The following is a 12738-nucleotide window of genomic DNA, read 5'->3' as shown; positions in this document are numbered from 1 at the left end:
ACAGGTCCGGGTGACGGCAAGTGGTCGGGCCTGCCTCCACTGATACGCGCTCGGCCCACCGGCACCTTCCCCTTTCGTCATTCCCGCGAACGCGGGAATCCAGAACCTCTGACGTCTGCGGGTAATGCGGAACGCTCCCGCGCGTCTGGATCCCCGCCTTCGCGGGGATGACGGATATGGCAACGGCTTGCGGCGGGCCTAGAGCCGGGTGCGGGTGGACCGGCGCGAGACCAGTTCGAGCGACCGATCCACCCTGCTGAAAGCGATGTCGCTTCGGCTGCCCCTATCCTAGCAGCCTGTGTGCCAACTCTCCCGAAAGCGCAGTTTCCCCACGCTTGCGGCGGTTAACGTCGCCGGGTCGCCGCGCCTGCCTGTAAACCCGGCCGACACTCTGCCAACCTCTATTGACTACGTCCGTAATCAGTGCGATTACAGCTGTAGTTAGAGAGGGAGCCGAGTCGTGGCCGAGCGCATCAGCGATGCCGAGCATGTCGTGATGGAGGTGCTGTGGGACGAAAGCCCGCTCACCGCCCAGGATGTCGCCGAACGGGTGGACCCCGATCGCGGCTGGAGCGCCAATACGGTCAAGACGCTGCTCGGCCGTCTCCTCGCCAAATCCGCGATCGCGCATGAGGAGGACGGCCGCCGCTACCTCTATCGTCCGCTCGTCCAGCGCGAGGATTATGTCTCGGGCGAGAGCCGGCGGCTGATCGACCGGCTGTTCGGCGGCCGGCTGACTCCGCTGGTCGCGCATCTCGCCGAGCGTGATGAACTGACCGCCCGCGACATCGCGGACATCGAGGCCCTGTTGAAGGAGCTCAAGGCATGATCGCGTGGCTGACGGAGGCGCTGGTCGCCTCGGCGTTGCTGATGCTGCTGGTGCTGCTGGTCCGCGCGCCCGTGCGGCGGGTGTTCGGACCGCAGGTCGCCTATGCGCTCTGGGCGCTGCCGGTGTTGCGGCTGGTGACGCCGCCGCTGCCCGCAGCATGGCGCGAGCAGGCGGTGATGCCGATCAGCCGCGCCGGCGAGGCGGTATCGGTGATGATCGCCGCTCCCGTCGCCACGCCTCTGGTAGAGGCCGCGCCGGCCCCCGCCGCGACCGGCATGGCCGTCGCCGCCGCCCCGGCCATGGTCGAGGCGCCGTCCGTCCTCGCCGCGCTGCCCTTGCCGCTGCTCGTGGCCGGGCTGTGGGCGGTCGGCGCGGGCGGCTTCTTCCTCTATCACTTCCTGCGCCACCGCCGCTTCTGCCGCGGGCTGCTGCGCGCGGCCCGGACCGTCGACGAGGTCGATGGCGTTCGCGTGGTCGAGACGCCCGCCGCCGCCGGCCCGCTCGCCTTCGGGCTCCAGCTCGGCGGGCTCGGCCGCCGCTTCGTCGCCTTCCCCGACGATTTCGCCGACCGCTACGATCCCGAGGAGCGCGAGCTGGCGCTGGCGCACGAACTCGGCCACCACGCCCGCGGCGACCTGTTCGCCAACTGGATCGGCCTGGCGGTGCTCGCCATACACTGGTTCAATCCGCTCGCCTGGCGCGCCTTCCGCGCCTTCCGCGCCGATCAGGAGCTTGCCAACGACGCCCGGGTGCTTGCCGGCCGCAGCCGCGCCGACCGGCACATCTATGCCTGCGCCATCGTCAAGGCCGCGCATGGCGGCGCCGTCGCGGCGACCTGCCACCTCCACACCATTTCCGACCTGAAGGGGAGATTGCGCATGCTGTCCATCACCCGCCTGTCGCGCGCCCGCCTCGCCACCGGCGCCACTGCCGTCGCCGGGCTGGTCGCGACCGGCCTGCTCGTCACCGCCTCCGGGACGGAGGCCGCCGCGGCGATCACCGCCAAGGTCGAGGATGCGACCGGCGTCCGGCTCGCCGCCCCGCCGGTGCCGCCGGTCCCCGCCGTCCCCGCCGTGTCGGCGAAGGCCGATCTGGTCGCGGTCACCCGCAAGCCGCTGCGCGTCGTCGTCAAGCGGGCCGGCACGACGCAGGTCTATGAGGGCACCGACGCCAGCCGCTATCTCGCCCAGCATCCGCTGCCGCCGCTGCCGCCCATGCCGGCGACCCCGGTCACGCCGGTCACGCCGGTCGCCGCCGCCACGGCGCCGCGCCCGCCCGTCCCGCCGCGCCCGCCCGTCGCCGGAGACACGGTGGTCATCAACGAGGGGCAGACGATGATCATCCGCAACGGCGACTGCACCCCGCCCACCGGCCCCAGCGTCGTCCAGCGCGACCATGACGGTCGCCGCGAGATGGTGGTCTGCCGCAACCGCATCTCCGCCATGGCCGCGCGGGCCCAGGCCCAGGCGCAGGTCGCCATGCGCCAGGCGGACCGGTCGGCACGGGTTGCCGAACTGCAAGCGTCCGCCGCCGAACGCCAGGCCGCCGATGCCGAGCGACAGGCGCACTGGGCGGAACGATCGGCGCTCGCCTCGCGTCGCGCCGGCGTCAGCCAGGCCCTGGCCAGCATCGATATCGCGCGCCGCTCGATCGAGGCCAATCGCAGCCTCACCGCCGAACAGCGTCACGATGCGCTCGCCGGCCTCCAGGACGCGCAGAACGAACTGCGCGACAGCCTGAACGACGAATAAGCCTCTCCGGAAGAGGGAGGTCATGGCCTCCGGGCCGACCAGAGGGGAGGATGCGGGCGCGCTCGCGATGGGCTCATCGCGGGCGCGCCGGTCCGACCGGCCCTTGCCACCGCCCGCTCCACCCGCCATCTGCGAGCGCATGGCCGATATCCCCACCGGCATCCCGATCGTGCTGGAGCCGCTCGTCACGCGGGTGCTGGCGCCCAATGCCTCCGCCTATACCTATACCGGCACCCAATCCTATGTGGTCGGCGAGCCTGGCGGCGACGTGGCGGTGATCGATCCGGGGCCCGACGATCCCGCCCATCTTGCCGCGCTGGCCGCGGAGATCGCCGGCCGGCCGGTGCGCGCGATCCTGATCACCCATCATCACCGCGACCACAGCCCCGCCAGCCGGCCGCTCGCCGCGTCGACCGGTTCACCGGTAGTGGGCGCCGCGCCCTTCGCACCGGACGATCATGGCGCCCGCGCCGACGCCGCCTTCGACCGCGACTATGCGCCCGACCGGGTGCTGGCGGACGGCGAGGCGGTGGCGGGGCAGGGCTGGACCCTCACCGCGCTGGCGACGCCGGGGCATACCTCCAACCATCTCTGCTTCGCCCTGGCCGAAACCGCGGCGCTATTCTCGGGCGACCATGTCATGGGCTGGGCGACCAGCGTGATCTCGCCGCCCGATGGCGATATGGGGGCCTATATGGCCAGCCTCGAACGGCTGCTGGGCCGCGACGATCGCGTCTACTATCCCGGCCATGGCGAGGCGGTGGAGAGCCCACGCCGGCTGGTGCGCGGCATGCTGGGCCATCGCAAGCAGCGCGAGGGGCAGATCCTGCGGCTGCTCGGCGAGGCGGAACAGCCGGTGCCGGCGATGGTCGGGCGCATGTATGTCGGGCTCGACCCGCGTCTGCTGCCTGCCGCCGAGCGATCGGTGCTGGCGCATCTCTACGATCTTCGCCAGCGCGGGCTGGTGGCCGAACAGGGGGCGACATGGCGGATCGCAGCATGACACCTCCACCGCCCGCGCCCGCGCAGCCGGCCCGCACCGGCGGCGTCGGCGCCTTCCTCGCCAAGGCGGCGGGCGTGGTGATCTTCCTCCTCCTCGCCGTGCTGCTCGGCCTGTGGGGCGTGCAGCGCTATGTCGCCAGCCGGCTCGCCCCCGATCCGACCACCATCGCCTCGGCCAGCCTGCAGGGACTGCGCGAACAGAACCGCCTGTCCGCCTTCGCCGCGCGCTATGTCGCGGTCGTCACCTCGCGGCAGACGCAGCTCGGCTTTTCCACGCAGAAGACGCTGATCATGCCAGGCAGCGTCCGCTACGAGGTCGATCTCGGCAAGCTCACCCCGCGCGACGTGGCCTGGGACGCGGGCAGCCGCACCCTGTCGGTGCGCTTGCCGCCGGTCACGGTCGATGGCCCGCAGGTCGATCTCGCCGCGATCCGCGAATATGGCTCGGGCGGGGTGCTCTCGACCTTCACCGATGCCGAAAAGGCGCTGGACGAGGCCAATCGCCGGGCCGGCTCCGCCGAGCTGCTGCGCCAGGCGCGCGAGCCGACCGCGATCCGGCTCGCACGCGACGCCACCCGCCGCGCCATCGAGAGCAACTTCGCATTGCCGCTCCGCGCCGCCGGGGTCGATGCACGCGTCATCGTCAAGTTCGCCGACGAGCCGGTGGCGAACGACGAGCAGTGGGACGTCTCGCGCTCGATCGAGGATGTGCTAGGGAACCGCCCATGAAGATGGAACCGCTCCCGACCGGGCTCGACCTGCGCGCCGAGATCGACCGCCTGCGCCGCGAGCGCAACGCCGTGATCCTCGCCCATTACTACCAGAAGCCCGAGCTGCAGGACCTCGCCGATTTCGTCGGCGACAGCCTCGATCTCAGTCGCAAGGCGCAGGCGACCGAGGCGGACGTGATCGCCTTTTGCGGCGTCCGCTTCATGGCGGAGACCGCCAAGATCCTGTCTCCGCAGAAGATCGTCGTGCTGCCCGACATGGATGCCGGCTGTTCGCTCGAGGACAGCTGCCCGCCCGAACAGTTCGCCGCCTTCCGCGCTGCGCATCCCGATCATATCGCGCTCACCTACATCAACTGCTCGGCCGAGGTGAAGGCGCTGAGCGACGTGATCGTCACATCGTCGTCCGCCGAGACGATCCTCGCCAAGATCCCGCCCGAACAGAAGATCATCTTCGGCCCCGACCGCAATCTGGGCGGCTATCTGGCGCGCAAGACCGGGCGCGACCTGCTGCTGTGGCCGGGCGTGTGCATCGTTCACGAGGCGTTTTCGGAGACCGAGCTGCTCAAGCTCAAGGCGCAGTATCCGACCGCGCCGATCGCCGCGCATCCCGAATGCCCGGCGGTGATCCTCGACCATGCCGATTATGTCGGCTCGACCCGCGGCATCCTCGAATATGCCGCCACGGTGCCGGGCGACACGCTGATCGTCGCGACCGAGCCGCATATCATCCACCAGATGCAAAAGGCGATGCCGGGCAAGACCTTCATCGGTGCGCCGGGTGCGGACGGGAACTGCAACTGCAATATCTGCCCCTATATGGCGCTCAACACGATGGAGAAGCTCTACGTCGCGCTGCGCGATCTGGAGCCGCGGATCGAGATGGAGGAGGGGCTGCGGCTGCGCGCGCGCAAGAGCCTCGACGCGATGCTGGCGATGGCGAGCGGCACGGTGGGGCAGGGCGATCTCGGTCCCTTGCGGGTCACCGGCGACTGATCACCGCCGCCGCCCGCCCGTTTCCTCTCTTTCCATGAGTAGCCCCGTGTCCATCGACCTGCCCCCCGATTTCGATCTCGACGGCTTCATCAACGCCGCGCTGGCCGAGGATCTGGGCGCGGTCGGCGACGTCACCTCGGCCGCGGTCATCCCGGCAGACGCGCGCTTCACCGGCGTGATGGCCGCGCGCGAGCCGGTCGCGGTCGCCGGGATCAACCTTGCCCAGGCCTTCTTCCGGGACCTCGATCCCGCGGTCGAGATCGACGCGCCGGTCGCCGACGGCGAGCGGGTGCCCGCGGGCACGGTGCTGCTGCGCCTCGCCGGCAATGCCCGCGCGCTGCTCACCGCCGAGCGCTCGGCACTCAACACCGTCCAGCACCTGTCCGGCATCGCGACGCTGACCGCGGCCTATGTCGATGCGATGGCGGGGACGGGAGCGATCCTGCTCGACACGCGCAAGACCATCCCGGGCCTGCGCGTGCTGGAGAAATACGCCACCCGCATGGGCGGCGCGCAGAATCACCGCATGGGCCTGTGGGATGCGGCGATGATCAAGGACAACCACATCGCCGTCGCCGGCGGCGTGGAGGCCGCGGTCGGCCGGGCGGTCGCCGCGGGCATCGCGCGGATCATCGTCGAGGTCGACCGGCTCGACCAGATCGAGCCCGCCATCGCCGCGGGTGCGACGCATCTGCTGCTCGACAACATGGCGCCGCCGATGCTGGCCGAGGCGGTCGCGCGGGTCGCCGGTCGCGTCCCGACCGAAGCCTCGGGCGGCGTCCGCCTCGACACGATCCGCGCGATCGCCGAGACCGGCGTCACCTTTGTCAGCGTCGGCCGCCTGACCCAATCCGCCCCCGCCGTCGATATCGGGCTGGATTTCGCGGCCGCGTAAGGGGGTGGCGGCCACCCACGCCTGCGGTCGCAACCCACTGCCCACTCGTCGCCCCAGCGCAGGCTGGGGCCTTTGGCGATGGGCGTACTCCTTCTGCCAAAGATCCCAGCCTGCGCTGGGATGACGCTTGAGAGATGAACCGCGCCTCCTTCCGTCGTCCCGGGCTTGTCCCGGGATGCACGGTTCCGCGTTTACCGCGAGCTTCGCATCTGCGGAACGGTGGATGCCGGGACGAGCCCGGCACGACGATCAAGCGACAACCCTCCCACCCCCCACATCCCCGATTGCCTCCGCCCCCGCCGCGGCGCTATCGCGGCGGCGAACAGGGGGAAGCCGATGCGCCCGAAATCCGTGATCCAGGCCGAATGGGCCTATCTCGCCGCCACCGCGCTGCTGGTGCTGGGGACCGTGCTGGTCTGGGAGCCGCTGCGCCTCGTCTACGGCACCGGGCTGGCGGCGGGGGTGACGGCGTTCATCGCCGGGGCGTTCCTGCTCCTGATCCTCTTCACCACCCGCCGCGGCAGTCCGATCGCGCGCGGGCTGCTGGTCGCGCTGACCGCGCTCGGCACGATCTCGCTCCTCTATCAGGTCGCCACCGGCCAGGTCGCGCTCGGGCTGGTCGGGGTGGTCAACATCGTCCAGGTCGGGTTGACGATCGTCGGCGCGGTGCTGCTCTTCCGCCCCGCCGCCGCGCTCTGGTTCGCGCGCCCGCATGACGACTGGGAGGAGGACGCCCGATGATGCCGCGTTTCGCCGTCGCCGCCGCGCTCGCCCTGACGCCGGGCGTGGCCGCCGCCCAGGCCTATCGCTGCGCCGTTCCCGCGGGCGCGCAGCCGATCCGGCCCGACCTGCCGGATGACCGCCAGCCGCGCCGCATCCTGCCGATCGGCGGCTACACGCTCGCGATCAGCTGGTCGCCGCAATTCTGCCGCAGCGGCTCGGCCGACCGGCCCCAGTCGCGCTTCCAATGCGGGCAGGGCAACAGCTTCGGCTTCACCCTGCACGGGCTGTGGCCGGATGGGGAGGGGAAGGACTGGCCGCAATATTGCCGGCCGACCGCGCTGATCCCGGCGCGGGTGGTGCGCGCGAACCTCTGCTCCACGCCGTCCGCGCAGCTGATGCAGCACGAATGGTCGAAGCATGGCACCTGCATGGCCGGCTACACCCCTGCGCGCTATTTCGCCCGGTCGACCGCACTCTATCGGACGCTGCGCTATCCGGACATGGAAGCGCTGTCGCGCCGGTCGGCCACGGCCGGCGACCTGGCGGCGGCCATGGCTGCCGCCAATCCCGGCATCGCGCCCGACATGATGCGCATCACCGCCGACCGGCAGGGCTGGCTCGACGAGATCTGGCTCTGCCTCGACCGGCGCTTCCGCTACGCCCGCTGCCCGGTGCATCAGGGCGGGCTGGCGCCGACGACGCCGATCCGCATCTGGCGCGATCGGCGCTGAGGCGACATGCCGTCCTAACGTCTCCCGTCTGCGCGGGGCTGACGAGTCAGAGCACAATCAGGCTGATCCACCTTCGACCGTTCGCCCTGAGCGCAGTCGAAGGGCCTGGGACTCACCTGTGCTTCGACTTCGCTCAGCACGAACGGGTGAGCGCTATGTCATCCAGCTCCAGCTGAACCGGCGCCGCCCAGCCCCCGCTCACCCCGCGACGGTCACGGTCCCGGGATGATGCCTGTCAAGATGCTTGCGGATGATGCGCAGGTTGCGGCTGTTCGAGCGGAAGAAGAAGTCCGCCGCGTCGCCGACGAACGGCACCAGCCCCAGCAGCATGTCGAACCCGACATTGCCGGCCATCCGTGCCAGCTGGAACTTGGACATGCCGAGGTTGCGCGCCTCCCACACGATCCAGCTGCCCAGCGCCGCGGCGGCGACGTCGCCGACCACCGGGATGAGGCCGAGCACGAAGTCGAGCCCGACCGGCCGGTTGATCCCCGGCACGGTGAAGCTGCGCTCCAATACCCGCTCCAGCGCCTCGACGCGGCGGCGGACGGCGGCGGGATCGCGGGCGAGGGGCAGGCGATCGAGCTGCGACATGGTGCGTTCCATGCCGGTTAGATGGCGTCGGGGCGCAGCCTGTTCAATGGATGCCACGCGCGGGCGTTCGCCTGCCACGCGGCCAGCCGCGGCGCGACCAGCGACCAGCGAAAGGGGCGGGCGAGCGGGATGAAGCCCGCATCCCCGGCCATTGCGGCATCTGCCTCGGCGATCCGCGCCGCGCGATCCGCCGGGGTCGGCGCCAGTCGTGCCGCCTCCAGCGCGGCCTGCGCCTCGGGCCCGCAGGCGAGGCAGGCGGTCGCCAGGTACCAGCGCGCACTGTCATAGGGGGCGACGGAGTCGACGAGCGTCAGTTCCGCCGCGGCCTCCGGCGCGACCCGCTCGAGCACGATCCCGATGCTCGCCAGCGAGGCGGCGAGCTGCGCGTGGAGCAGCGTCGATCCCGGACCCGGCGGCAGGGCGATGCGCAGCCGCACCGGCTCGCGCCACGCCGCCACCCGCGCCCGCGCCGCCGCCCGTCGCTGGTCGAGCGTCAGCAACGACCAGTCGGGCACCTGCGGCGGCGCACCCGAATCCAGCGCCTCGGGCAGGATGCGGTCGGCGCCGGCCCAGTTCGGGGCGATCGCGGCGACCAGCGCCTCGCGGTCGATCGCCTCCGACAGCGCGCGGCGATTGGCGGGATCGGCGAGGAAGCCGTCGCGCCGCACGATCGCCAGGCCGAACAGGCCTGCCGCGGGATCGAGACGCACCGCGGTCCGCGGCAGGTCGGCGACGACCACCAGCGGCCAGTCGGCGAACCGCCCGCCGCTGACCAGATCGGAGCGGCGCTGCACGAAGCGCACGATCGCGCGGGCCGCTGGCTCGGCGATCAGCTGCACCGTCTCTTCGGGTTGGACCAGGCGCTGGTCCCCGGGATCGGCGCGATTGGGATCGAAGGCCGGGCGCAGCGACGGCATCCTGCCGCCGGTCGCGACGCGCAGCGGCCCGCTGCCGCCGGCCGGCGCCGGGCGGACCAGCGTCATCTCCGGTTGGGCGAACAGCTTGAGCAGATCAAGACGCGGCCGGTGCAGGCGGATCTCGATGACCTGCGGGGTCATGATGACGATCTCGTCGATCGCCGTCAGGAAGGGCGCGAGCGGATTGCGCGCCCGCGGCGACAGGCGATGGCGCAGCAGCCGCACCACCTGCTCCGCGGTGACGCGGGTGCCCCCCTGCCAATAGGCCTCGCGCAGGCGAAAGATATAGCTGCCGCCGCCGTCGAGCACCGTCCAGCGCTCGGCCAGCCCCGGCTCGATCTGCCCGGCGGCATCGAAGCGGACCAGCCCCTGCGCCGTCGCGTCGAGCAGCAGCCGCGCGGGAAGGTCGGCGGGCACGGGGCGCAGCGCCAGCCGGGTCGGGTCGGTCCAGTCCGGCGCCGGCCGCTCGCCGATCGCGCTCACCACCACCGGGCCTGAGTCGCTGCGGCGATCGCAGCCCGCCGCGAGCAGGGTCAGCGCGGCGAGGCTGGTGCGGACGACGGGACTCGAACCCGTACTCCGAAGGAAGCCGATTTTAAGTCGGCAGCGTCTACCGATTTCGCCACGTCCGCGCACCCTGCGGGCAAAGCCGAACGGCTGGGGAGCGTCAAGGGCGGGGCGTGATCTTCGGCGCCGCGAGCGTTCGTGGCTTGGGCGGCGATCCATCCAGACCACACTGGTCGTCATCCCAGCGAATGCCGGAATCTCTTGGTCGTGGCGCTGGGCCGAAGCCGCATCAGCCCCGAGCCTGCCGGGGCGACGACTACCGCCGATTGGAGCGGCCTCTGACGCCGCGCCAATCAATCAGACGACGGTGGCTCGTAGGGCGGCCATGCGGGCGGAAGGTCGAGATCGGCGCTGTCGCACCAGGTAAGCAGGCCTGCCGAGTACAAGTCATGTGCGATCAGCAGCGTATGAACTGATCGCATCGCCAGTATCAGCGCCTGTAATCCATCCAGTCCGCAGGCATGCTTCCACTTCGCGCCATGCGGCCATTCGATGCAATAGTAACACCGAAATTCGCCACCCGGCTGTAGGACCGGAGTATGGAAGCGAACCGGCAGGGTGCCGCCGTCGAACTCGAATACGCGCTCGACAAAGGGCAGGGCACCCGTACCGGCCACCGGAACGCGGGCCTCAACCCTCGCAGGTCAGGCGGGTGCGCATTTCCTTGCCGGGCTTGAAATAGGGGACGCGCTTGGCGTCGACCTCGACCGACTGGCCGGTGCGCGGGTTGCGGCCCGTGCGGGCATCGCGACCGCGTGTCGAGAAGGCGCCGAAGCCGCGGATCTCGACGCGGCCGTTGCGCGCGAGTTGTTCGGTGATCTCGTCGAAAAAGGTCGAGACGATCGTCTCGACTTCCCGGGCGCTGAGCGCAGGGTGGTGGCTGGAAATGCGTTGGACCAGTTCAGAGCGAATCACGACCTTATTCCCCTTCGAGAAGTCGTGATGGGCCTAAAGTTGATGCAGGTCAACTTTTGCTATCGTTACCAGACAGCGGAAAAATTGTGAAATATAAGTAATTTGATGGTGAGGTACCGGAAGGAAGTCCTTCCGGTACCAAACCTGCGTTACTTCTTGGACTGGTCGTTCTGCGCCTTCAGCGCCGCGCCCAGAATATCGCCCAGCGACGCGCCCGAGTCGGACGAACCATATTGCGCGACCGCCTGCTTCTCTTCGGCGATCTGCATCGCCTTGACCGAGAAGGTCGGCTTCTTCGACCGGTCGAAGCCGGTGACCATCGCGTCGAACTTCTGGCCGACCTGGAAACGCTCCGGACGCTGCTCGTCGCGGTCGCGGCCGAGATCGGTGCGCTTGATGAAGCCGGTCGCGCCATCGTCGCCCTGCTGCACCTCGAGGCCCGCGTCGCGGACTTCGAGAACGGTGACGGTGACGACCTGGTTCTTGCCCAGCTTGTCGCCCGCACCCGCCGAGACGGGGCCGCCGCGCTCGAGCTGCTTCATGCCGAGGCTGATGCGCTCCTTCTCCGGATCGATGTCGAGCACCACCGCCTGGACGGTCTCGCCCTTGCGATGCAGCGCCAGCGCGTCCTCACCCGACACGCCCCAGGCGATGTCGGACATGTGGACCATGCCGTCGACGTCGTTGTCCAGGCCGATGAACAGACCGAATTCGGTCGCGTTCTTGACCTCGCCCTCGACGGTCGAGCCGATCGGATGGGCGGCGGCGAACGCTTCCCACGGATTGGCCTGCGCCTGCTTCAGGCCCAGCGAGATGCGGCGCTTGTCCTGATCGACCTCGAGCACGACGACATCGACTTCCTGGCTGGTCGACACGATCTTGCCCGGATGGACGTTCTTCTTGGTCCAGGACATTTCCGAGACGTGGACGAGGCCCTCGATGCCCGGCTCCAGCTCGACGAACGCACCATATTCGGTGATGTTCGTGACCCGGCCCGACAGCTTGGCGCCGACCGGATACTTGACGCTCGCGCCGTCCCACGGATCGCTCTCGAGCTGCTTCATGCCCAGCGAGATGCGCTGCGTGTCCTTGTTGATGCGGATGATCTGGACGCGCACGGTGTCGCCGATCGCGATCATCTCCGAGGGATGATTGACGCGCTTGTACGACAGGTCGGTGACGTGGAGCAGGCCGTCGATGCCGCCCAGGTCGACGAACGCACCGTAATCGGTGATGTTCTTGACGACGCCGTCGATGATCTGGCCCTCGTGCAGCGACTGGATCAGGCCCGAACGCTGCTCGGCGCGGGTCTCTTCCAGCACGGCGCGGCGGCTGACGACGATGTTGCCGCGCTTGCGGTCCATCTTCAGGATCTGGAACGGCTGCGGGATGTCCATCAGCGGGGTGACGTCGCGCACCGGGCGGATGTCCACCTGGCTGCCCGGCAGGAACGCCACGGCGCCCGACAGGTCGACGGTGAAGCCGCCCTTGACGCGGCCGAAGATCGTGCCCTCGACACGGGCCGACTTGGAGAATTCGAGCTCGAGCTTGTCCCACGCGGCCTCGCGGCGGGCGCGGTCGCGGCTCAGCATCGCCTCGCCATGCATGTTCTCGACGCGGTCGACATAGACCTCGACCTCGTCGCCGACCTTCAGCTCGGCCTTCTGGCCGGGGGCGGGGGCGAATTCGCGGAGCGGCACGCGGCCCTCCGACTTCAGGCCGACGTCGATCACGGCCATGTCGTTCTCGATCGCAGTGACGGTGCCGTGCACCACGCGTCCCTCGAAGCTGTCGGCGCCGCCGAACATGTCATCGAGCATCGCCGCGAAATCGTCGCGGGTAGGGGCTTGGGTAGCCATAGGGTTAGAGTGTCCTATCGTGTGTTGTTTCCGGCCAAGCGGTTGGCTCCGCTGGTCTTGGCTGAAAACGCCGCGGCGACCCCATGCCGGTCGCGGCATCCATCGATCCGGCGTCGCGGAGGGCGGGAATCGCACATATGCGAAAAGGCGCGAGGGACAGCCCCTGCGCGCCACGCCTTTCCGCGAACGCTTGTGGCTCGACGGACGGCGGCGCGGTACACCAAAAGCGTG

Annotated in this window: 13 protein-coding genes and 1 tRNA gene; 8 read left to right on the top strand and 6 right to left on the bottom strand. The window is 70.0% G+C overall.

All coding sequences use genetic code 11. From position 1 onward, the window contains the following. Positions 1-460 precede the first annotated feature (460 nt). The 8 genes from IEX18_RS08370 (at position 461) to IEX18_RS08335 (ending at position 7655) form a co-directional block, all read left to right on the top strand. Positions 461-829 (top strand): BlaI/MecI/CopY family transcriptional regulator, encoded by a 369-nt coding sequence (locus IEX18_RS08370; protein WP_188658261.1) that lies wholly within the window; start codon positions 461-463, stop codon positions 827-829. Beyond that, positions 826-2580 (top strand): M56 family metallopeptidase, encoded by a 1755-nt coding sequence (locus IEX18_RS08365; protein ID WP_188658260.1) that lies wholly within the window; start codon positions 826-828, stop codon positions 2578-2580. The genes IEX18_RS08370 and IEX18_RS08365 overlap by 4 nt, the downstream gene beginning before the upstream one ends. A gap of 139 nt (positions 2581-2719) precedes the next feature. Next, a complete protein-coding gene (locus IEX18_RS08360) occupies positions 2720-3583 on the top strand; it encodes an MBL fold metallo-hydrolase (RefSeq protein WP_188658259.1) in 864 nt (287 codons plus the stop codon). Then, positions 3580-4311 carry a DUF4230 domain-containing protein gene (locus tag IEX18_RS08355; RefSeq protein WP_229664451.1) on the top strand — a complete coding sequence of 244 codons (732 nt, stop codon included), beginning with the start codon at positions 3580-3582 and terminating at the stop codon, positions 4309-4311. Before IEX18_RS08360 ends, IEX18_RS08355 begins: the two co-directional genes overlap by 4 nt. Continuing rightward, positions 4308-5306, top strand: a complete 999-nt coding sequence (gene nadA, locus IEX18_RS08350; RefSeq protein ID WP_188658257.1) for a quinolinate synthase NadA — start codon at positions 4308-4310, stop codon at positions 5304-5306. Before IEX18_RS08355 ends, nadA begins: the two co-directional genes overlap by 4 nt. Positions 5307-5340: 34 nt before the next feature. Continuing rightward, complete coding sequence (gene nadC, locus IEX18_RS08345) at positions 5341-6201, top strand: carboxylating nicotinate-nucleotide diphosphorylase (RefSeq protein ID WP_188658256.1); 861 nt, start codon at positions 5341-5343, stop codon at positions 6199-6201. 336 nt (positions 6202-6537) lie between these two features. Then, a complete protein-coding gene (locus IEX18_RS08340; protein WP_188658255.1) occupies positions 6538-6942 on the top strand; it encodes a hypothetical protein in 405 nt (134 codons plus the stop codon). Continuing rightward, positions 6939-7655, top strand: a complete 717-nt coding sequence (locus IEX18_RS08335) for a ribonuclease T2 family protein (RefSeq protein ID WP_188658254.1) — start codon at positions 6939-6941, stop codon at positions 7653-7655. The genes IEX18_RS08340 and IEX18_RS08335 overlap by 4 nt, the downstream gene beginning before the upstream one ends. A 198-nt stretch (positions 7656-7853) precedes the next feature. Here IEX18_RS08335 and IEX18_RS08330 read toward each other — a convergent pair whose 3' ends face one another. The 6 genes from IEX18_RS08330 to rpsA all read right to left on the bottom strand — a co-directional run bounded on the left by IEX18_RS08330 (position 7854) and on the right by rpsA (position 12507). Beyond that, the gene (locus tag IEX18_RS08330) at positions 7854-8261 is read right to left on the bottom strand and encodes a DUF4112 domain-containing protein (RefSeq protein WP_188658253.1); all 408 of its coding nucleotides are present in this window, start codon (positions 8259-8261) and stop codon (positions 7854-7856) included. A gap of 5 nt (positions 8262-8266) precedes the next feature. Then, a complete protein-coding gene (locus IEX18_RS08325; RefSeq protein ID WP_229664450.1) occupies positions 8267-9649 on the bottom strand; it encodes an ABC transporter substrate-binding protein in 1383 nt (460 codons plus the stop codon). A gap of 65 nt (positions 9650-9714) precedes the next feature. Further along, positions 9715-9798: transfer RNA gene (locus tag IEX18_RS08320), tRNA-Leu, on the bottom strand. A 228-nt stretch (positions 9799-10026) separates the two neighbouring features. Further along, positions 10027-10350 (bottom strand): DUF6968 family protein, encoded by a 324-nt coding sequence (locus IEX18_RS08315; protein WP_188658252.1) that lies wholly within the window; start codon positions 10348-10350, stop codon positions 10027-10029. A 13-nt stretch (positions 10351-10363) separates the two neighbouring features. Next, positions 10364-10648 carry an integration host factor subunit beta gene (gene ihfB / locus IEX18_RS08310; RefSeq protein ID WP_188658251.1) on the bottom strand — a complete coding sequence of 95 codons (285 nt, stop codon included), beginning with the start codon at positions 10646-10648 and terminating at the stop codon, positions 10364-10366. 149 nt (positions 10649-10797) lie between these two features. Then, complete coding sequence (gene rpsA, locus IEX18_RS08305; protein ID WP_188658250.1) at positions 10798-12507, bottom strand: 30S ribosomal protein S1; 1710 nt, start codon at positions 12505-12507, stop codon at positions 10798-10800. Between the last annotated feature and the right edge of the window lie 231 nt (positions 12508-12738).

It is taken from the genome of Sphingomonas metalli, from assembly GCF_014641735.1.
In the GTDB taxonomy this organism is placed as follows: domain Bacteria; phylum Pseudomonadota; class Alphaproteobacteria; order Sphingomonadales; family Sphingomonadaceae; genus Sphingomonas; species Sphingomonas metalli.
This window is presented reverse-complemented; position numbering and strand designations above follow the sequence as displayed.